21 protein-coding genes are annotated in these 19,133 nt (G+C 65.9%); 7 read left to right on the top strand and 14 right to left on the bottom strand.

Going from position 1 to position 19,133, the window contains the following annotated elements:
• The 12 genes from HGBR_RS19285 to cmtR (HGBR_RS03065) all read right to left on the bottom strand — a co-directional run.
• On the bottom strand, positions 1 to 841 hold an 841-nt coding region (locus HGBR_RS19285; RefSeq protein ID WP_175577349.1), incomplete at its 3' end, for a VldE C-terminal domain-containing protein.
• Between the two features lie 186 nt (positions 842 to 1,027).
• Positions 1,028 to 1,660: a vitamin K epoxide reductase family protein gene (locus tag HGBR_RS03115; RefSeq protein ID WP_019157866.1), complete on the bottom strand. Its 633-nt coding sequence runs from the start codon at positions 1,658 to 1,660 to the stop codon at positions 1,028 to 1,030.
• A gap of 4 nt (positions 1,661 to 1,664) precedes the next feature.
• Complete coding sequence (locus tag HGBR_RS03110; protein ID WP_019157865.1) at positions 1,665 to 2,357, bottom strand: DsbA family protein; 693 nt, start codon at positions 2,355 to 2,357, stop codon at positions 1,665 to 1,667.
• Positions 2,354 to 4,288 carry a bifunctional copper resistance protein CopD/cytochrome c oxidase assembly protein gene (locus HGBR_RS16185; RefSeq protein ID WP_245533246.1) on the bottom strand — a complete coding sequence of 645 codons (1,935 nt, stop codon included), beginning with the start codon at positions 4,286 to 4,288 and terminating at the stop codon, positions 2,354 to 2,356. The genes HGBR_RS03110 and HGBR_RS16185 overlap by 4 nt, the downstream gene beginning before the upstream one ends.
• Before the next feature lie 93 nt (positions 4,289 to 4,381).
• On the bottom strand, positions 4,382 to 4,909 hold the full coding sequence (locus HGBR_RS03100) for a copper resistance CopC family protein (RefSeq protein WP_019157863.1): 528 nt from the start codon (positions 4,907 to 4,909) through the stop codon (positions 4,382 to 4,384).
• 209 nt (positions 4,910 to 5,118) lie between these two features.
• Positions 5,119 to 5,898 carry a cytochrome c biogenesis CcdA family protein gene (locus tag HGBR_RS03095; RefSeq protein WP_019157862.1) on the bottom strand — a complete coding sequence of 260 codons (780 nt, stop codon included), beginning with the start codon at positions 5,896 to 5,898 and terminating at the stop codon, positions 5,119 to 5,121.
• Complete coding sequence (locus tag HGBR_RS03090) at positions 5,895 to 6,506, bottom strand: TlpA family protein disulfide reductase (protein WP_245533245.1); 612 nt, start codon at positions 6,504 to 6,506, stop codon at positions 5,895 to 5,897. Before HGBR_RS03090 ends, HGBR_RS03095 begins: the two co-directional genes overlap by 4 nt.
• An 89-nt stretch (positions 6,507 to 6,595) precedes the next feature.
• Positions 6,596 to 6,982: an ArsR/SmtB family transcription factor gene (locus tag HGBR_RS20665; protein WP_019157860.1), complete on the bottom strand. Its 387-nt coding sequence runs from the start codon at positions 6,980 to 6,982 to the stop codon at positions 6,596 to 6,598.
• A gap of 229 nt (positions 6,983 to 7,211) precedes the next feature.
• Positions 7,212 to 9,176 (bottom strand): heavy metal translocating P-type ATPase, encoded by a 1,965-nt coding sequence (locus tag HGBR_RS16175; RefSeq protein WP_019157859.1) that lies wholly within the window; start codon positions 9,174 to 9,176, stop codon positions 7,212 to 7,214.
• Positions 9,173 to 9,547: a Cd(II)/Pb(II)-sensing metalloregulatory transcriptional regulator CmtR gene (cmtR, locus tag HGBR_RS03075; protein WP_026077286.1), complete on the bottom strand. Its 375-nt coding sequence runs from the start codon at positions 9,545 to 9,547 to the stop codon at positions 9,173 to 9,175. Before cmtR (HGBR_RS03075) ends, HGBR_RS16175 begins: the two co-directional genes overlap by 4 nt.
• Positions 9,548 to 9,841: 294 nt before the next feature.
• Positions 9,842 to 10,444, bottom strand: a complete 603-nt coding sequence (locus HGBR_RS03070; RefSeq protein WP_019157857.1) for a cadmium resistance transporter — start codon at positions 10,442 to 10,444, stop codon at positions 9,842 to 9,844.
• Positions 10,441 to 10,800 carry a Cd(II)/Pb(II)-sensing metalloregulatory transcriptional regulator CmtR gene (gene cmtR / locus HGBR_RS03065; RefSeq protein ID WP_006590980.1) on the bottom strand — a complete coding sequence of 120 codons (360 nt, stop codon included), beginning with the start codon at positions 10,798 to 10,800 and terminating at the stop codon, positions 10,441 to 10,443. Before cmtR (HGBR_RS03065) ends, HGBR_RS03070 begins: the two co-directional genes overlap by 4 nt.
• A gap of 292 nt (positions 10,801 to 11,092) precedes the next feature.
• Between cmtR (HGBR_RS03065) and HGBR_RS03060 the strand changes: the two genes are divergently transcribed.
• The 4 genes from HGBR_RS03060 (at position 11,093) to HGBR_RS03045 (ending at position 15,539) form a co-directional block, all read left to right on the top strand.
• Positions 11,093 to 12,724 (top strand): Mu transposase C-terminal domain-containing protein, encoded by a 1,632-nt coding sequence (locus HGBR_RS03060; RefSeq protein ID WP_245533244.1) that lies wholly within the window; start codon positions 11,093 to 11,095, stop codon positions 12,722 to 12,724.
• Positions 12,718 to 13,635, top strand: a complete 918-nt coding sequence (locus HGBR_RS03055) for a TniB family NTP-binding protein (RefSeq protein WP_019157855.1) — start codon at positions 12,718 to 12,720, stop codon at positions 13,633 to 13,635. The genes HGBR_RS03060 and HGBR_RS03055 overlap by 7 nt, the downstream gene beginning before the upstream one ends.
• A complete protein-coding gene (locus HGBR_RS16170; RefSeq protein WP_019157854.1) occupies positions 13,632 to 14,804 on the top strand; it encodes a TniQ family protein in 1,173 nt (390 codons plus the stop codon). The genes HGBR_RS03055 and HGBR_RS16170 overlap by 4 nt, the downstream gene beginning before the upstream one ends.
• A 123-nt stretch (positions 14,805 to 14,927) precedes the next feature.
• Entirely contained in the window at positions 14,928 to 15,539 is a 612-nt protein-coding gene (locus tag HGBR_RS03045; RefSeq protein ID WP_019157853.1) for a recombinase family protein, read from the top strand.
• Between the two features lie 87 nt (positions 15,540 to 15,626).
• Here the strand turns inward: HGBR_RS03045 and HGBR_RS19275 are convergent, their stop codons facing one another.
• A complete protein-coding gene (locus HGBR_RS19275; protein WP_083882698.1) occupies positions 15,627 to 16,679 on the bottom strand; it encodes an ArsO family NAD(P)H-dependent flavin-containing monooxygenase in 1,053 nt (350 codons plus the stop codon).
• A 22-nt stretch (positions 16,680 to 16,701) separates the two neighbouring features.
• Positions 16,702 to 17,058, bottom strand: a complete 357-nt coding sequence (locus tag HGBR_RS03040) for an ArsR/SmtB family transcription factor (protein WP_040364631.1) — start codon at positions 17,056 to 17,058, stop codon at positions 16,702 to 16,704.
• Positions 17,059 to 17,141: 83 nt separating this feature from the next.
• On the opposite strand from HGBR_RS03040, the gene arsB reads away from it, so the two are divergent.
• Genes arsB through HGBR_RS20490 form a run of 3 tightly spaced genes read left to right on the top strand, consistent with a single transcriptional unit; the run spans position 17,142 to position 19,129 of the window.
• Positions 17,142 to 18,260 carry an ACR3 family arsenite efflux transporter gene (arsB, locus tag HGBR_RS03035; RefSeq protein ID WP_019157851.1) on the top strand — a complete coding sequence of 373 codons (1,119 nt, stop codon included), beginning with the start codon at positions 17,142 to 17,144 and terminating at the stop codon, positions 18,258 to 18,260.
• A complete protein-coding gene (locus HGBR_RS20495; RefSeq protein WP_019157850.1) occupies positions 18,257 to 18,676 on the top strand; it encodes an arsenate-mycothiol transferase ArsC in 420 nt (139 codons plus the stop codon). Before arsB ends, HGBR_RS20495 begins: the two co-directional genes overlap by 4 nt.
• Before the next feature lie 27 nt (positions 18,677 to 18,703).
• On the top strand, positions 18,704 to 19,129 hold the full coding sequence (locus tag HGBR_RS20490) for an arsenate reductase ArsC (protein WP_019157849.1): 426 nt from the start codon (positions 18,704 to 18,706) through the stop codon (positions 19,127 to 19,129).
• Positions 19,130 to 19,133 lie beyond the last annotated feature (4 nt).

The raw sequence follows: 19,133 nt of genomic DNA, 5'->3' as shown, positions 1-19,133 counted from the left end.
GGGGCGATTCAATGTGGACGTGGTCCATGTGGTTGGCGGTGGCCGAGCCGCGGTCCTCCATGGCCCGTCCCTCCCAACCGGTGTAAGGGGCGTAGAGCTTCTGCTCGTAGATCACGTACTTCACTCCGAGCTCGGATGCATGCTTGATCCCGAAGTCCGTGATCCGGTCTCCCGTCGAGCCCGAGATCATGATGTCGAGGGCCTGCCCGGTGTGGTGGTCAGATCCCGGATCATTGCGCGGTCCGCCGAACGTCTTCACCTCGGGGAACTCGGCGCAGACCGCCCGGTAGCCCTTCTTGGCGTTCGCCGTGAGCTGGGGTTCAATTCCGCTGGACACCGAGCAGGGCTCATCGGAGAGGCCCGAGGATTCGCGGCTGTCGGAGCGCGAGGACTTCGAACCTCGGTCCGAGGCCTCCCCGCCGGAAGTCTCCGACGAGCCCTCCTTCGAAGACTCAGGCGCCGGCAGTGCGGCCTTCACCTCAGACTTCTGGTTGTACTTCGGGTCGTCCTCAAGGGACTTCCGGTACTCCTCGGCGGCCGCATGCCGCTCCTTCTCAAGTTCCTCGGCATCCTGCGTGGGAACGTCTTGGGCGCCGGGCTCCGCGCTGGCGGTGGCTGCCTGGTCCTCGGCCTTGACGACGCCGGCGGTGTCCGCGGGGGCGAAAGGCGAACGAGGAGGCCACGATCGCGGTCGTGGCAGCTGCCGGCAGTGCGATGGCGGCGACCATCGGGCGGCGCCTAACCGATTTGAGCACCCCGGTGGCGGTACTCGGCTCCTGACCATGGCGCCCGGCGCGATTGCGGCCGCCCGCAGCGACGTCCCGGAGCAGGGAGCGCGCATGCGCGCTCCAGGACGGCTTCGGATCCGAGTGCTTACCCATTACGAGTAACCCTTAATGCAGACGTGACCATTTCGTTATCTCCGAGTGTACTGACGCACGAAGAGATGACGAAACGATAACGAACGGGATAAGGGTGAGAAGTGTTACACGGAGTTGCGCAGGCGACAGCTACCACGCGGGTTGTCTCAGAGGGGGGAGGTGAGAGCGGGGAAGAAGCGGATGAAGACGGAGGCCGCAACCGCGAGGTAGGTGAGGGCGACGAGCGTCCCCGCCCAGTCTGCGGTGAAGCGGACCAGCCCGGCGGGTGCGGGGATGATTCCGTGGACGAGATTGCGGATCGTCAGGAGGAGGAAGAGGGGAATCATTGCGGCCCACACGATCATGCAGTACAGGCACAGGAGGTAGAGGTCGAACAGGGCTTGGGACCACAGCCAGATGACGAAGACGGTGCCCAGGCTCACTCCGACCTGCAGGCCGATCCAGTACCAGCGCGCCAGCTGCGCGCCGGCGAGGATGGCCATTCCGGTGGTGATCACGACGGCGAAGGCGACGATCCCGATGAGCGGGTTGGGGAAGCCGAACAGTTCGGATTGCCAGCTGCCCATGACCTTGCCGCAGGAGACCCACGGATTGATGTCGCAGCTGGTGACGTGTTCCGGGTTCTCATACAGGGCCAGCCGTTCGGACACGAGGATCGCCGAGGCGCCCCAGCCGCTCACCCCGGTGACCAGCAGCACGACGGCGAACGGGACCTGTCGGGCGAACACGGGCACAGCGAGCTGAGTCGGGGAGCGGAGGGCGGCGGGTGATTCTGCCATGTGATCAGTCGGCTGCCGCATCAGCTACCGCGGCTTCGAACTCTTCGAGGCTGTCGAGAGTGAGGAGTTGCCCGTCGAGGAAGAAGGTCGGGGTGCCGCTGACGTTCAGGGCGATGCCGTCGGCGAGATCGAGCTCGACTCGGTCCTGGGTGGCCGGGTCTGCGACTGCCTGGTCGTAGGCGGCCATGTCCAGGCCGAGGTCTTCGGCGAAGGAGCGGAAGACTGGGCTCTTGTCGTCGGCGGATTCGCCCCATTCGGGCTGGGTCTCGAACATCTGCTGGTACATCGGCTCGTAGGCGCCTTGCTGGGCGGCGGCCTCCACGGCCAGGGCCGCGTTCATCGCGTTGCGGTGTCCGGGCAGCGGGAAGTAGCGGTGGACGAAGGTCACGGAGTCTGCGTACTCCGTGCGCAGCTCCTCGACGAGGGGATAGGCGGCCCGGCAGGACTCGCATTCGAAGTCCAGGAACTCTACCAGTACCGCCTTCTCGTTCGGCGCCTGCGACAGGACGCGGCTGTTCTCGCGGACGAGCTGCCCGGTCTCCGCCGTCTCTGCTGACGTCGCGGACTCAGTGGTCGTGTCAGGAGCGTTGCCGCGCACGATGACGACCACGACGATGGCTGCGATCACGGCGGCTGCCATCAGGATCCAGACAAGGGACTTGCTCTTCACGAGAACGCTTCGGTTGGCGGGGTTCATGGATGATCCGTTCTGTCCGGTCGGCGGGAGGCAGTGGAGGAGGGTTGGAAGGCACCCGCAGTGCCGGCGGGCGTCGGGCGTGGTCGGTGCAGGAGGAGCGTGGTGAGCAGAATCACGAGCGGGGTCACTCCGGCCAGCAGCACCGAGGTGCCCGCATGTTGCTGGTCGGCGGCGATGGATGGCCCCCAGGTGCGGGCGAGGTTGCCGAACCAGTCCACCTCAAGGACGGGGGTGACACCGAACGCGAGCACGGTCGCCCAGAGCAGGAGCACCCCGGCCAGCCCGGCCACGGCAACGGTCCGCCGGGACAGTGTTCGTGCCGCGGTTCGGGGGCGGGTCACCGTGGTCATGAACCAGAACCCGATGAGCAGGAAGTACAGGTTGGCCATCTGGTGGGCGATCCAGAAATCCAGGGCCAGGCGCAGCAGCGGGGTGTAGTAGAGCAGACCGAGCGAGACGGCCACCACCGCACCGCTGAGCAGCGGGCTCCTCACGGCTGGGCCAGCAGCCGCGGCGTGGAGCCATTCGTGGGGTCCCCGGCTGCCGTCGGTGCGCCGCTGCACGGTCAGGGCCAGCAGGTCCAGGGGAGCACCGAGGGCCAGGAGCAGCGGGATGATCACCGTGATGGCCAACAGCATGACGGTGTGCACGCTGATGAGCACCATGCCGTAGATCGTCGGGGCCGCGCAGGTCACATAGACGAGGACGAGCAGTCCGGCCAGCCAGCTTGCGGTGGACTGCCACGCCCACCGGTGGCCGGCAGCGCGAGCCTTGCGCACCCCGCGGAAATAGACGACGGCAGCGGTGACGGCGAACGCCACCCAGAGCCAGTCCCACCGCCACTCGGTGAACCACCGGAACCAGGTCAGGTCCGGCGGCAAAAGATAGCCGGTGAGGATCTCGGCCGGGGTGATCGCCGGTTCCGGTTCCCGCGGGACCGGCGGAGCGGTCCGGCCGAGGGCTCCGGTGACCCCGATGATTCCGGCCATGATGAGCACTTCGGCGATGACTAGGCGCCATGCTGTCTGCCCGCCGGGCTTGCGCCCGACCTGGGCGATGGCCCAGCTGCGATGGGCCAGGCCGATGGCGCCGAGCAGCAGGGTTGCGGCGAGCTTGATGAGGATCAGCTGACCGTACCGGCTCAGCAGCCCCTCCCACCCGCCGAGGCGGAGCACGGAGTTGAGCACGCCGGAGGTCAGGACGAGGAAGAACGCCACACCGGCCAGCGCCGAGAAGCGGGAGAGCACCGTTTTCGCCTGATGGGCACCACGCTTGGAGGCGAAGATCGGTGCCACGACGGCCAGGGCTGCCACGCCGCCGACCCATACCAGCACCCCGATCCAGTGCACGGCCAGGGCGCCGACGCCGGCGAAGTGGTCGTCGCTGCCGGCGGCGTGCCCGATCAGCGAGATCGGGATGATGGTGGCCAGGGCGAGCAGGGCCGTGGCAGCTAGGCCGGTGGTGGAGCGGACGAGGAAGGTCAGGTTGCACACGAGGAAGGCGATGAGGATGATCGCACCCCAGGCCTGGCCGACGAGCAGATCGGTGAGGAAGTAGGCCAGCTGGCTGGCGAACTCGGCATTGTCCGACACTGGTTGGCCGGCGAGATTGGCATACGTCAGCACCAGCACGACCACCGCTGATCCCACCCAGACGAGGGACACGCCGGCGGCGACTGCCCGCACGCGGGCGAATGCCGGGTGGGGGCTCGAAGGCCCGGGTGCCGACTCGTTGTCTCCGGGGGGCAGGATCGTTGCCGCGAAGATCAGGCAGCCCACGACCACGGCCAGCGCCAGGTGGTGCACGGTCAGCGCGATCGGCAGTGCCCAGCGCACGAACGCGCCGGGATCCAACGCTACGCGTTCTGCCGCCGCCCCGGAGAACGCCGCGCTTACCACGACAGCGGCGACCGCGACCGCAAAGGCAGCCACGAGCCAGACCGCGGAGCGCCAGCGCCCGGTCCCGGCCGGAGTCTCGGTCGGGGCACTACCCATCGGAGCACATTCGGAGTCCGGGGGCACCGGTCATGTCTCGTCGCTTTCCAGCCGCCGGCGGCGGACCACCACGGCGACGACGACACTCAGTGCAATGACGAGGAGGGCCAGGACAATCATGAAACTGAGTGGAACCCCCGCGTCTCCTTCACCAGTCGCTGCCTGCGCAGCGTCCGTCTGCGGCTGCTCCGGCGTGGCAGACTCGGGCGCTGCCTGCTCCGGCTGGGAGGACTCGGCCCCTGCCGGTTCCGGGTTGGGGGAGGAGGAAGCACCTGCGCCTTCGGTCGCGGTGAAGGAGAACGAGCCGTCGATCGGATGGGAGTCCGAGGACACGACCCGCCAGGTCACCGTGTACTCGCCGGCGGGTGCGGCGGGATTGACCGGCTGGACGGCCATGTTGCCGTCGATCTCGACGCCTCCCTCGGCCCAGTTCATCCCGGCCGCGTCCTTGATCTGGATCTCCGACCCCATCGCCAGAGGAGTGGCGGTGAACGAAACCTCGATGGCCTCGGGGACGGCATCCAGGCTCTGCCCGTCCTCGGGATTCGTCCCGGTCACGGCGTCATGTGCCGCCGCCGGGACGACCGGAAGCAAGAAAACCGCCACCAGGACTGCCAGCACACCTACGATGCGGTTGACAGGCGACACAGCATTGTTTCGAAACACTTTCTACCCCCTGTAGAGAACGTGGTTAGGGTACCAGCCGTGCGGCTGAGGGCGGCATGGACTCAACGATGGGAAAACTTGGGGTGGCAGGGCAGGGGGCATCATATGATGGTCTCGAAACCGCCGATCATGCCCTGCAGGCTGTTGACCCAGTGGGTCCAGGCACCGGTGACCAGCAACAGCCCGATGAGGATCAGCATGCCCCCGCCGATCCGGCTGATCAGGATCTGATGGTCCCGGACCCATTGCAGCCGGCCGGTGCCCTTGACGATGAGCACGGCCACGACGATGAACGGCACCCCCAGCCCGAGGCAGTACATCAGCGTCAGCGCGGCACCACGCCAGATGCCGTCGGCGCCGGTAGCACCGAAACTGGTCGACAGTGCCAGAACCGCTGCCAGTGTCGGCCCCATGCATGGGGCCCAGCTGAGCGCGAAGGTGGCACCGAGCGCGGGTGCGCCCCAGAGGCCGGCCGGTGGGCGCTTGTTGATCTGGGCGCTGCGCTGGAACATGCCAATCCCGCCCATGAACACGACGCCGGCGATGATGACGACGATCCCCATCACCCGGTTGAGGGTGTCGGCCCACTGGCTGAGCAGCACACCGGCCACGCTGAACGCCAGGCCCATGGCGACGAAAACGACGGCGAAGCCGGACATGAACAGCGAGACCCCGATGACGACCCGGCTGGTCTTCCGGTCGGTCAGCGCGGTGGCACCCAGCCCGGTGACGTAGCCGACGTAACCGGGAACCAGCGGCAGAACGCAGGGGGACAGGAAGGACACCGCCCCGGCCAGGACGGCCACCGGGATCGCCAGCAGCATCGGTCCGGTCAGCACGGTCTGCGAGAACACCTCGCCGATGGGAGCCGCTAGTGTCATGCCGACTCGTTCAGCACGTCAGCGATCAACGCTTTGAGAGTGGACTCATCGACCGCCCCGACCACCCGGGCCGCCGGCCGCCCCTGGGCATCGAGGACGACCGTGGAGGGTACCGCCTGCGGCGGCAGCACGGTGCTCAGTGCTGCCACACCGATGCCGTCCTGATCCAGCATGGACGGAAACGTCAGGCCGAAGGTGTTCGCGAACGCCTCGGCGGCCGGGGCCTGATCGCGGACGTTGATGCCCAGGAACCGCACGCCGTCGTCCTGGTACCGCTCGTAGTTGGCCTGCAGGGCGGGAGCCTCCTTGCGGCACGGGGAACAGGCTGCGTACCAGAGGTTGAGCGCCACTGGGGCACCGCGCCAGTCGGCGATGTCGAAGGACGTGCCGTCGGTGTATTCGGCGGCCAGCTCGATCGGTTCGCCCCGCTCGCCCACGGCAAGCTGGGTGATGACATCAGATCCGGCAACATAGCCCTGCTCGCTGCCGGCCTGCTCGGCCAGCTCATCATCGGCGCCACCGCACCCGGTCAGCCCGAGAGCGATGATGGCCGTGAGAGCACCGGACCGGCGGATCAACGACCGGCGTGACACATGCGGGGACAACACTCTTCTTCAAACTCCTGACGATGGGGCAGCTCGACTGTTGAGGGCTTCACGCCGATGGGACGGGTTCCCAAGTCTCGGGACAACGAACGTCACGCATCGCAGCCTCCCGCAAGGGACTGCTGCTCGGCGTCGCGCACGTAGTTGCAGCACACGCTGTCCGACTTGCCAGTGACAGCCAGCAGCGCCTCGGCCTGAGCGAGCAGCTCGAGCACCTCGGGCCGGCTCAGCGAATAGTGCACGCTGCGCCCCTGCGCCCTGCCGGCAACCAGACCGCAGTCGCGCAAGCACGCCATGTGTGCAGACACCGTCGATTGGGCCAGCCCCAGCTCGCTCACCAGATCGCACACGCGCGCCTCCTCCACCGCCAGCCGCTTGACGATGGTCAACCGCGTCGGGTCGCTGAGCGAATGGAACACCGCCGCAACGGGAGCAAGCCCCCCGGCACGGTCCGACCGCGCCTCACTGATAATCGTCACGCGCCGATGATATCCGGAATCCTGATCTTCCCCGCACCGGGGCCTCCACACACGAGGCGAGAAGGAGTCGAAGGTGGAATCCGCTCCGGCGACTCCGAAACCCGCGAAGGGCGAAGCTGCCGCTACGACCACGTGCACTCCTCCCTCAACTGGGCCTGGTGCAGGCCGCCCGCCGACGTCAGGCACAGCAGCTAGGCTGCTGACTCCCATCGACGGGCGGGCTGCTTGGTTACTGCGCTCCGGCCGGCTGCTTCACCGCGTCTGTGGTGATCCGTTGTGGCTGTCGTGCGAGGACGCGGCGGGTGCGGGCGGCGCGGAGTCCGTTGGCGATCACGATCACCTCGGCGACCTCGTGGACCAGCACGACCGCGGCCAGCCCGAGCACGCCGGTGATCGCCAGCGGCAGCAGCACGATGATGATCGCCAACGACAGTGCGATGTTCTGATTGATGATCGTCCGACCGCGCCGTGCGTGGCGCAACGCCGGTGGGATCAGGCTCAGGTCGTGGCCGGTGAAGGCGACGTCGGCGGACTCGATCGCCGCATCGGACCCGGTCGCGCCCATCGCGATCCCCACCGTCGCCCCCGCGAGGGCGGGGGCGTCGTTGATGCCATCGCCGATCATCGCCGTCGGTCGGTGCTGGGCCGATTCCGCGACGATGTGCGCCTTGTCCTCCGGGCGCAGCTCGGCGTGCACGTCGGTGATCCCGGCGATCTGTGCCAGTGCGGTTGCGGTGCGGGCGTTGTCGCCGGTGAGCATGCTGACCTCAACGCCCTGACGGTTGAGGGTGCGGATGACCTCGGGCACCTCGGGGCGCAGCTCGTCGCGAACCGCGATGGCACCGGCGACGGTGCCGTCGACGGTGACCAGCACGCAGGTCTGCCCCTCGGCCTCCAGGGCCGCGACCCGAGCCTGGAGCGATCCGGGGTCGATCCAGCGGGGGCTGCCCACCGCCACCCGCTGCCCCTCAACGGTCCCGGAGATGCCGTGCCCGGCCTCCTCGGACACGTCCTGGGCCACCGGTGCCCCGGCCGCGGCATTGGTGATGGCCGCCGCGAGGGGGTGGGTGCTGTGCTGCTCGACGGCGGCGGCGTAGGCCAGAACCTGGTCCGCGTTCCTGCCGCCGGCCGGGATCACCGTGGTCACGGTCGGCTGGTTCCGGGTCAGGGTGCCGGTCTTGTCCACGGCCAGATGCCGGATCCCGCCGAGGCGTTCGAACGCGGCACCGCTCTTGATGATGACGCCGAACTTGCTCGCCGCGCCGATCGCCGAGACCACCGTGACCGGCACCGCGATCGCCAACGCACACGGGCTGGCCGCGACCAGCACCACCAGGGCCCGGGTGATCCACAGCTGCGGGTCACCCAGCAGCGACCCGATCACGCCGACGAGGACGGCCAGGATCATGACCCCGGGCACCAGCGGGCGAGCGATCCGGTCGGCGATGCGCGCCCGGTCGCCCTTCTCGGCCTGGGCCTGCTCGACCAGCTCGACGATCGTGGTCAGCGAGTTGTCCGTGCCCGCGGCGGTCGTCTCGACCTCCAGCACGCCGGCGATGTTGATCGCCCCGGCCGAAACCTCATCACCGGACTCGACCTCGACGGGGATCGATTCGCCCGTGATCGCAGAGGTGTCCACGCTCGACCGCCCCGCCCGGACGATGCCGTCGGTGGCGACCCGCTCCCCGGGCCCGACCACCAGCACCTGCCCGACCATGATCTCCCGGGCCGGCACCTCAACCGGGTTGCCGCCGCGGAGGACGGTCGCGGTTTCAGGCACGAGCTTCAGCAGCGCCCGCAGACCGCCACGGGCCCGATCCATCGCCTTGTCCTCCAACGCCTCCGCGATCGAGTACAAGAACGCCAGCGCCGCTGCCTCCTCGACATAGCCGAGGATCACCGCGCCGATGGCGCTGATCGTCATCAGCAGGCCGATCCCAAGCTTGCGCTTGGTGACCAGGTTCCGGATCGCGCCGGGCACGAACGTGTACGCCCCCAGCAGCAGGCCTACCCAGAACACCACCAAGGCCGCCGTCTCCAGACCCGACCACTCCAGGATCAGGCCCGTGATGAAGGCGACTCCGGAAAAGATCGGGAGCAGCAGGGCCGGGTCACGCCACCACGGACGCTCCACCTCCTCAGCCTCGTCACCCGGTGCGGTGACCGGCTCATCGCAGCCGCATGCGGCGCTCACGAGGCGTCCTCCGAGACGGACCCCTGCGCGTCGCAGCAGCCGGGAACCGTGCACGCCGGATCGATGCAGGGCGCGTTCTCATCGACCGCCAAAGTCACATCCACCAGCGCCGTCAGCGCCGCCGCCAGGTGCGGGTCCGCGATCTCATACCGGGTCTGACGGCCCTCCGGCTCGGAGACCACGATCCCGCACCCCCGCAGGCACGCCAGATGGTTCGACACATTCGTCCGCGTCAACCCGAGATCCCGAGCCAGCACCGCCGGGTAGTCGGGTGAGTCCAGCAGCGACAGCAGAATCCGCGACCGCGTCGGATCCGCCATCGCACGACCCAACCGGTTCATCACATCCAGGCGAGAAGTAATAGTCAGCATTCGCTGAATATACAGTAGGCGCTGAACCGCGAGGAAAAGGGCCCCGCAGATCAGTGGTTCCATGCGAGACGGAGCGTCAAATGGGGTATACCGTCTGGACACTCGCGCGGCGGACCGTGAGCATGCTGTCAGAGGAGGTGTGATTGTGGCTTCGTTCGCTTGGTGGCGGGGTTTTTGCAGCGCTCCGTGGCGGTCTTGTTGCCGCGATCACGCAGGACTGGCTGCAGGTAGGTGTCGCGGTCTGAACCGAGAGGGGTGCGCCCGGTCGGGGCCGTTTGGATCGCTGCCGCTACGTCAGAGTCCGAAGGCTCCGCCGCTGACGAGGATCACGATGCCGAGGCCGATGAGAACGATGGGGAAGAGGATGTGCTCCCAGCGTTCGAGCACTTCGGCGATCGGGGGGCGGGTGGCGACGAACTTTGCCAGGGCCACCAGGACCGCGACGAGCGCGAGGAAGACGATGCAGTAGGCGACTACTGCGAGAGGTTCCACGCTGAGGAAGACAGGGGTGTAGACGCCGATGTTGTCGCCGCCGTTGGCAAGGGTGACGCCTGCGACTGTCCACACGCCGACCTTCTTGCCGGCAACCTTGGCCTCGTCGTCATCGTCGGCATCGTCTCCGCGCCAGGCCTGCCATACGGCCCAGAGGCCGAGGCCCAGAGGGATGAGACCGAAGTACGGGATGGCTGCCGAGGGCAGGAATGCTCCGGCACCGATGGTCACCAGGACCGCGGCACCGAGGATGCCGGCGAATCCGAGGTACTGGCCGGCCAGAATGCGGGCGGTAGTGCCGCGCTGGCCTGCCCCTCGCGCGAAGAAGAGGGAGAGCACGATGATGTCGTCGATGTTGGTCGCTGCGAACAGGCCCATCGCCTGCAAGACCGAGGTGAGGATCATGCGCCCTCCCCAGCTGCGTCGCATCCGGGAAGCGAGCAGGCGGGATCGATGCACGGGGCGTCTTCGTCCACTGCCAGGGTGGCATCGACCAGTGCCGTCAGCGCCTGCGCCAGGTGCGAATCGGCGATCTCATATCGTGTCCGACGACCCTCGGGCTCGGAGACGACGATCCCGCAATCGCGCAGGCATGCCAGGTGGTTGGACACGTTCGGGCGTGTCAGGTCCAGATCTCGGGCCAGTTCCGCCGGGTAAGCGGGATGGTCGAGCAGGGTCAAGATGATCCGGGATCGAGTGGGGTCGGCCAGTGCACGACCCAGGCGGTTCATCACGTCGAGACGCGAAGCAATAGTCAGCATGGACTGAACTATACAGCGCGCACTGAACACTCGGTCACAGGCGTCAGCCCAGATCGCATGCCCGTAAGGGGAACCCTCACCGGACACCACCGCTACTTATCGAGAGTGTCATTTTCAGAAGTCGCCTGCACAGTCGGCCTCGAGTTCTCGAGGTTGTGCAGCTGGCTCCTGAACTCTGGCCGTTCAGCACTCATGTGCACTAAAGTCGTTTCTGCTCAGTAGTCCTGTTCTCAAAGGGGAGGCAGGGATGGACGACGAGCCAGGCCGAGTCCCTTCGTCAGGACATTTGACGATGTCGGATACGGAGTGGGTGCAGGCTCAGTTGCGGGCCGACGTGATCGGCAGACTCGCCGAGCGGGATCGTGTCGGGGTTGCTGCTGCGGAGGCAGCTGCCGTCGAACTGGGCATCTCTCGTCGGCAGGTGTACGTGCTGCTGGAGCGGTACCGTCAGGGGGCCGGTCTGGTGACTGATCTTGTGAGTCGGCGGTCTGATGGTGGCAAGGGCGGTAGTCGTCTGTCGGAGCCGGTGGAGCAGGTCATTCGCGAGTTGGTGCGCACGCGGTATTTGACGCGGCAGAAGCGAAGTATCGCCTCGTTGCATCGCGAGATCGTCCGAGTCTGTGCTGTGCAAGGGCTGCCTGCTCCTGCGCGGAACACGGTCGAGACGCGGATCGCACGGATGAACCCCGTCGAAGTCGGGCGGCGACGAGAAGGTCCTGACAGTGTTCGGCCTCTGCAATCGGCCGGTGATGACGTCCCAGTGATCGAGGGCATTCTGGAGCAGGTGCAGATCGATCACACCGTCATTGATCTGATCGTCGTCGATGAGCGGGAACGTCAACCGGTCGGCCGACCATATCTGACAGTAGCGATCGATGTGGACAGCCGCTGCATCATCGGCATGGTCGTGACCCTGGAGCCGCCCTCGGCGGTGTCGGTGGGGTTATGCCTGGCTCACGCGGTCGTCGATAAACGGCCCTGGCTGGAACGGCTCGGGGTCGAAGCAGACTGGCCAATGAGTGGGAAACCGAAGGCGCTGTACGTCGACAACGCGGCCGAGTTCAAGAGCGAGGCACTCACGCGCGGCTGTGAGCAGCACGGCATCGAACTGGACTACCGGCCGCTGGGCCAGCCGCATTACGGTGGGATCGTCGAACGCGTCATCGGCACAGCAATGCGAGAGATCCACCAGCTGCCGGGAACGACGTTCTCGGATCCTGCCGAGCGGGGCCGGTATGACTCCGAGAGAACGTCTGCGCTGACGCTGTCTGAACTGGAGAAGTGGCTGACCTTGGCTGTGGCGACGTATCACGGCACCGTACACAGCACGTTGGGCCAGACTCCGGCTGGGCGCTGGGCTGAGGGTGTGGCTGTGGCCGGTGCTCCGGTGGTCACGGCGAATCCGACGGCGTTCTCGGTGGACTTCCTGCCCGTGGTCCGCCGGAAGCTGACCCGCACCGGGTTCGTCATCGATCACGTGCGATATTTCGCCAACGTCCTGCAACCGTGGATCAGCCGCCGTGAGGACTTGGGTCGCTTCATAATCCGACGAGACCCGCGCGATATCAGTCGAATCTGGGTGCTCGACCCCGAGGGCGTTGAGTACGTCGAGGTCCCCTATCGAACGTTGTCGAATCCTGCTGTCAGCGTGTGGGAGCACCGACAGGCATTGGCACGGTTGCGCGAACGCGGAATTGCCCAGGTGGATGAGGCCGCCCTGTTTCGGATGATCGAACAGATGCGTCACATTTCTGAGACGGCCGAGAAGACCACCAAGCGGTCCCGCCGCGAAGCCGAGCGCCGCAACCACGCAGCAACCGCGAAGAAGGCGTCTCCCTCGTCGGCACTGGCACCGCCGGCGGCTGTGCCGGAAGCTGGCGTTACCAGGCCTGCGTCCCGCTTCGAGGAGATTGAGCAATGGTGACGGTCGACGAGGACCCGCCAACGGATCTGTCGCATCTGCATCCATCTGCACAGTCGACGGCGCGGCTGCCGGCCGCGGAGCGGGTCCACAGGATTCGAGCCGACCGCTGGATCGGATACCCGAAGGCCGTCGAGGCTGTCGGGCGGTTGGAAACGCTGCTCGGGTGGCCGCGGAAGCAACGGATGCCAAACCTGCTGCTTGTGGGGCCGACGAATAACGGCAAGTCCATGATCATCGAGAGGTTTCGCCGTCAACACCTGCCCACGAGTGAGTTGGATCGGGAACACATCCCAGTGCTGTGCGTACAGATGCCCTCGGAGCCGTCGCCTTTGCGGTTCTATACCGCTATCCTCGCCGCCCTCGGCACGCCACTGCGGCCACGACCTCGTGTGATCGAGCTCGAGCGCCTCGCGCTCTCCCTGCTGCGTGACGTCGGTGTGCAGATGCTGGTGATCGATGAGCTGCACAATGTGCTGGCCGGGCGTGGTGACGTCCGGCGAGAGTTCTTAAACCTCTTGCGGTTCCTCGGTAACGAGCTGCGGATCCCGCTCGTCGGAGTCGGCACCCGTGAGGCATATCTGGCGATACGCTCCGACGATCAGCTGGAGAATCGGTTCGAGCCCTTCGTCCTGCCGGTCTGGGAGGCAGGCGAGGACGCCCGATCGCTCTTGGCCAGCTTCGCGGCAGCCTTCCCACTGCGGCGCCCCTCACTCATCGATACCGAAGATATGACGCAGTACTTGCTGGCCCGCAGTGAAGGAACAATCGGCGAGCTTGCGCACCTGCTGACGGCGGCTGCCGTTGCCGCCGTCGAAAGCAGTGTTGAGATGATCAATCACCGCACGTTGACCATGGCCGACTACGTCGGACCAACGGAGCGACGAAGACTGTTTGAACGCGAGCTGATGTGATCTCTCGCTGGCCCGTACATCCGCGGCCGATTCCGGGCGAAGCCCTCACCTTGTGGCTGCACCGGATCGCCGACGAGTACGGGACCACCATCGATGATCTCACCTTCGATATCGGCTACTCCCTCGATCGCAATACGGATCTCGACCTGGCCCCACCGGAGGGATTGATCGAGCAGCTGACGATCCGGACCGGAGTGAGCACCGATCACATTCGCCTAATGAGCATCAGCGGGTACACCCCATGGCTCCTGGACGACATCGAGCCCAGCTCCGATGCGTTCAGCACCTACATCCGGCAATTGGCAGTTCTCTTACCCGAGAGGAACCTGCGTCGCCGGACGGTGGACTCGTGGCGAGCATGGGTCCCGACCCCTGCTGTCCGGCACTACCGAGCCTGCCCACACTGCGTGCGCGATTCCACGCCGCCTCGTCCCTACCTCGTGACGTGGTCGCTGCCCCTGATGCTCTCCTGTCCCTTCCACCACTGCTGGCTTGAACACCACGACGGCCCACCCGGCTACTACTACGCCTGGCGCGACCCATCAAGCGCCCCCGAACCACAGAGAGCCGCACCCGCGATCCGGCGAATGGACGACCGGACGTGGCAAGCACTGACAACCGGAACCGTCAACCTTCCACGACACTGCATCCACGCCGGCACCTGGTTCCGACTGCTCCGCACCCTGATCGACGAACTCGGCGCAACCATGAGCGACTGCGGCGCCGCGCAGCGGCTGACACGCGAGGTGTGGCAGCGCACTGGATATCCAGTCCGGGCCGGCCAAGCGATGTGGCGGCCGTTTGAAACGCAGACTCCGCAGAAACAACAACGAACCCTCGAAGCCGCAGCAAACGCGATGCGCCTGCTCGAAAACAGTCATCTCACCGGCCTCGGCCGCGAGGCCGCATTGTTCCTCCCCGAACCCGATGCCTCTATCGACCCAGGCAAGCCACAGCAGACTACAACAGCAGATTCTCCCGGAGCAGCCTGGAAGGCGTTCAGCGACGCGGTGGATGCTGCCGTCGAGGAGGCCAGGCAGAACCCGGACAGTGCACGTCAGCTGTTCAATCTCATGACGCTCTACCGCCGCGCCGACGACGAGCACACTCAACGAGTCCGCACCAATTTCGAAGAGCTCGGCATCCCCCTCGACTACTTGTCACAATAATGGTCTTCTGCACCGTCTGCGACACGTAGAATAACTAACGGGTTAAGTGACAGCTTTCGGTGATCAGTGGAAATATGATCTGTGTGTCACGTAAACGAACGTATAAGTGATGGAGGTTTGGCGATGCTGGTCGGATACATCCGAGTGTCGAAAGCCGACGGATCTCAAACCACGGATCTGCAACGGGATGCACTCACCGCCGCCGGCGTCGGCCCCGAACAGTTCTATGAAGACAAAGCCTCCGGTAAGAAGGACGACCGTCCGGAGCTCTTGGCTTGCCTGAAAGCTCTCCGGTCCGGTGACACCCTGATCGTGTGGAAACTCGACAGGCTCGGCCGAGACCTGCGCCACCTGGTCAACATCGTCCACGACCTCACCGACCGCGACATCGGGCTTAAAGTACTCACCGGACAAGGAGCAGCCATCGACACCACCACCGCTTCCGGAAAATTGGTGTTCGGCATCTTCGCTGCGCTGGCGGAGTTCGAACGAGAGCTCATCTCCGAGCGCACCAAGGCTGGGCTGACCTCAGCTCGTGCTCGTGGGCGGAAGGGCGGCCGGCCCTTCAAGATGACGCCGGCGAAAGTCCGATTAGCGATGGCTTCAATGGGCCAGCCGGGCACTCACGTCGGAGACCTATGCAAGGAACTCGGGGTCACGCGGCAGACCCTGTATCGCCACGTCTCTCCCACTGGTGAACTTCGGTCCGCCGGAAGCAAGCTACTGCAGCGGTGACTGGCCGCCTCTAGGTTCCCCCGCGCTCCAGGTCGAAGGCGTTATGAGAGCCGGTAGGTTGCTGTGGCAATCGGTTGAGGAAATTTCTCAGACGAGTTTGGAGCGGATGTCATTGGCGGTAGCTTTCGCTGTTGCTCCGACGCCGATGAGGGTGGCTGACCCTGGCCCGGTCCAGTCGCCGTAGCCGACGAGATAAAGGCCCGGGATACGTGTGGAAGCGGTCCCGTTCAGATCGATTGTTCCGTCGGATTCCCGGAGGTCGAGACGGCGTAGATGGCGCAACGCTGGACGGAAGCCGGTGCACCACACCACGGCCTCAATGCAATGCGTTCTTCCGTTGGGCCAAACCACGCCGCCGGGACTGAAGTGCTCAAACATCGGTTGAGCGGTCAGCAACCCAGCATCACGTGCCCGCCTGACAGGTGGGACAGCGACGATGTCGCCCAGATCGCTTACCCCGCCGGGATCGGGCTGGCCTGTTGCTCTCGCGCGCACCTGCTGGCTTGCCACTCGGAACAATTCGCGCCCGTCGACGTCATCGGGCAGGTAGCGAGGCTCTCCGCGTAGACACCAGGTCACCTCGGCGCTGCCAACGAGGTCCGCTGCGATCTGAGCGCCGGAATTCGCCCCACCGACGACGAGCACGGAAGAGTTCTCGAACTGTTCTGGGCCGCGGTACCAGGCGCTGTGCACCTGGACTCCCTGGAACGTTGACTGCCCCGGCATGGACGGCCAGAACGGTTGAGACCAAGTGCCCGTCGTGTTCACGACGATGCGTGCCAGCCAGTCTTCGTAGTGCGTAGCTACGCGGAACCCCTCGGGCCCATGCTCGACGTGGTCGACCTGGATCGGCCGCCGCACGGGCAGTCGGTAGCGCTCCTCGTAGTCAGCGAGGTAGTCAATCACATGAGACGCGTCGGGGTTGGCGCGCGGCGACGCGGGCATCGGACGGCCCGGTAGCGATGAGTACTGTGCTGGTGAGAACAGGCGCAACGATGGCCAGGTGCTCTGCCATGCGCCCCCTGACCTTTCGCGGTCGTCAAGGATCACGAACGACAGGCCGGCACGACGAAGGTAGTAACCGATCGCCAGCCCTGCTTGTCCGCCCCCGATGACTACGACATCGACGCGCTCAGTCACTCTCGGTACGCCCCCGTAGCGGTCAGTCCAGCGACAAGAATTGACGCAGCTCTGCGAATGCTTCGCGCACGACGGTGTAATGGGCCCATTTCCCGCGCTGCTCTCGGGTCAGGAGGCCTGCTTCGACGAGTTTCTTGAGGTGGTGGCTGATCGTGGGCTGGCTGATGTCGAGGACGTCGATCAGGTCGCAGGCGCACACTGCGTCGCAGCCTTGGGCCGCCACATGCGACAAGACGCGCAATCGCGTCGGATCGGACAGCGCCTTGAGCTTCTTCGCCATCCGGTCGGCATCTGAGACCCCTAGCGGGGACGCGTCCAACGCACAGCATTCGGTCGCGGCTCCGAGACGCAGCTCACTGGTTTCCACTGAAGTACTCATCACACCATCATACATTGACGCTCATCGATGCATGCGCTTAGTCTGTTCCATAGACATCCATCGATACAAGGAGCTTAGTGCCGATGAGCACCACTGCAACAACGGCTGCGCAGAACGCGGTGCCGGTGGCGAAGGAGATGTCCTTCCTGGACCGGTGGCTGGCGGTGTGGATCCTGATTGCGATGGCCGTGGGTCTGCTGCTGGGGCGCTTCGTGCCCGGGCTCGACACGGCCTTGGACTCTGTGAAGGTCGGTGGGATCTCCGTGCCGATCGCGATCGGTCTGCTGGTCATGATGTATCCGGTGCTGGCGAAGGTCCGCTACGACGAGATGCACCGGGTGACCGGGGACCGGAAGCTGTTGACCCTGTCGCTGTTCCTCAACTGGGTCGTCGGTCCGGCCTTCATGTTCACGCTCGCCTGGGTCTTCCTGCCCGACCTGCCGGAGTTCCGCACCGGACTGATCATCGTCGGCCTGGCCCGCTGCATCGCCATGGTCTTCATCTGGAACGACCTCGCCTGCGGCGACAGAGAGGCTGCCGCGGTGCTGGTTGCCATCAATTCCGTCTTCCAGGTCGTGGCCTTCGGTGCGCTGGGCTGGTTCTACCTGCAGGTGCTGCCGTCCTGGCTGGGACTGGAGACGACTTCGGCGCAGTTCTCCGTGTGGGCGATCGTGGCATCGGTGCTCGTCTTCCTCGGCATCCCGCTGCTGGCGGGCTTCCTCACCCGCGTACTGGGAGAGAAGGCCAAGGGTCGCCACTGGTACGAGGAGACGTTCCTGCCGATGATCGGCCCGTGGGCGCTCTACGGGCTGCTGTTCACGATCGTGCTGCTGTTCGCGATGCAGGGTGAGGCGATCACATCGCAGCCTCTGGACGTGGCGCGGATGGCGGTGCCGTTGCTGCTGTACTTCGTGCTCATGTTTGCAATCAGCCTGTTCGCGTCGAAAGCGGTGGGGCTGAACTACGCGAAGTCGACCAGCGTGGCCTTCACCGCCTCGGGAAACAACTTCGAACTGGCCATCGCCGTGTCGATCGGCACCTTCGGTATCACCTCGGGCCAGGCGTTGGCGGGAGTCGTCGGCCCGTTGATCGAGGTCCCCGTCCTCGTCGGCCTCGTCTACGTCGCTCTCTGGCTTGGGCCCAAGCTTTTTCGCAACGACCCGACCGTCCCGAACCGTGCAGTCGCGGGGGTGCGATCATGACCGGCAAGCCCAGCGTGCTGTTCGTCTGCGTCAAGAACGGCGGCAAGTCGCAGATGGCCGCGGCCCTGCTGCGCCACCGCGCTGGCGACACGGTTGAGGTCCACTCGGCAGGCACCGCGCCGGGCGGCTCTCTCAACAGCCTCTCCGCAGAAGCGGTCGCCGAAGCAGGAGCCGATATGGCGGATGAGCAGCCCAAACCGATTGACCCGGAGCTGCTGCGCCGCGTCGATCGAGTCGTCGTGCTCGGCCAGGAGGCCCACGTGGAGCCCGTCGCGGGCATGACGGCCACCATCGAGACGTGGACGACCGATGAGCCCTCCGAGCGCGGCATCGAAGGACTTGAGCGGATGCGCCTGGTCTGTGGCGACATCGACGCCCGCGTCCGTGCCCTGCACGCCGAACTCCTCCCCCACTGACCCCACCCCCTGATTGGAAGACACCCCATGACTTCTGCACCCAAGCCCAGCGTCCTCTTCGTCTGTGTCCACAACGCCGGCCGCTCCCAGATAGCGGCGGGTTACCTCACCGCTTTGGCCGGTGACCGGATCGAGGTCCGCTCGGCCGGCTCCGAACCTGCCGACCAGATCAACCCGGTCGCCGTGGAGGCAATGGCCGAAGAAGACATCGACATCACCGCAGCGTCCCCGAAGGTGCTGACCACCGAGGCGGTGCAGGCCTCCGATGTCGTGATCACCATGGGCTGCGGCGACGCCTGCCCGATCTTCCCCGGCAAGCGCTACGAGGACTGGGAACTGACCGACCCGGCAGGCAAGGGCATCGACGACGTCCGCGTGGTCCGCGACGACATCAAGTCCCGTATCCAGCAGCTGATCAGCGAACTGATTCCGACACCGACCGCATCGAACTGAGACG

It is taken from the genome of Brevibacterium senegalense (assembly GCF_000285835.1).
GTDB classification, from domain to species: domain Bacteria; phylum Actinomycetota; class Actinomycetes; order Actinomycetales; family Brevibacteriaceae; genus Brevibacterium; species Brevibacterium senegalense.
The sequence above is the reverse complement of the archived record's forward strand: the minus strand, read 5'-3'. Positions and strand labels throughout refer to the sequence as shown.

What these genes read in the sequence shown, in the direction of transcription:
- HGBR_RS03045 (WP_019157853.1), top strand. Translation starts at nt 14,928, where the DNA reads ATGCTGGTCGGATACATCCGAGTGTCGAAAGCCGACGGATCTCAAACC.
- HGBR_RS03115 (WP_019157866.1), bottom strand. Translation starts at nt 1,660, where the DNA reads ATGGCAGAATCACCCGCCGCCCTCCGCTCCCCGACTCAGCTCGCTGTG.
- HGBR_RS03070 (WP_019157857.1), bottom strand. Translation starts at nt 10,444, where the DNA reads ATGATCCTCACCTCGGTCTTGCAGGCGATGGGCCTGTTCGCAGCGACC.
- arsB (WP_019157851.1), top strand. Translation starts at nt 17,142, where the DNA reads ATGAGCACCACTGCAACAACGGCTGCGCAGAACGCGGTGCCGGTGGCG.
- HGBR_RS20490 (WP_019157849.1), top strand. Translation starts at nt 18,704, where the DNA reads ATGACTTCTGCACCCAAGCCCAGCGTCCTCTTCGTCTGTGTCCACAAC.
- HGBR_RS03110 (WP_019157865.1), bottom strand. Translation starts at nt 2,357, where the DNA reads ATGAACCCCGCCAACCGAAGCGTTCTCGTGAAGAGCAAGTCCCTTGTC.
- HGBR_RS20495 (WP_019157850.1), top strand. Translation starts at nt 18,257, where the DNA reads ATGACCGGCAAGCCCAGCGTGCTGTTCGTCTGCGTCAAGAACGGCGGC.
- HGBR_RS03060 (WP_245533244.1), top strand. Translation starts at nt 11,093, where the DNA reads ATGTCGGATACGGAGTGGGTGCAGGCTCAGTTGCGGGCCGACGTGATC.
- HGBR_RS03040 (WP_040364631.1), bottom strand. Translation starts at nt 17,058, where the DNA reads ATGAGTACTTCAGTGGAAACCAGTGAGCTGCGTCTCGGAGCCGCGACC.
- cmtR (WP_026077286.1), bottom strand. Translation starts at nt 9,547, where the DNA reads ATGCTGACTATTACTTCTCGCCTGGATGTGATGAACCGGTTGGGTCGT.
- cmtR (WP_006590980.1), bottom strand. Translation starts at nt 10,800, where the DNA reads ATGCTGACTATTGCTTCGCGTCTCGACGTGATGAACCGCCTGGGTCGT.
- HGBR_RS03055 (WP_019157855.1), top strand. Translation starts at nt 12,718, where the DNA reads ATGGTGACGGTCGACGAGGACCCGCCAACGGATCTGTCGCATCTGCAT.
- HGBR_RS03095 (WP_019157862.1), bottom strand. Translation starts at nt 5,898, where the DNA reads ATGACACTAGCGGCTCCCATCGGCGAGGTGTTCTCGCAGACCGTGCTG.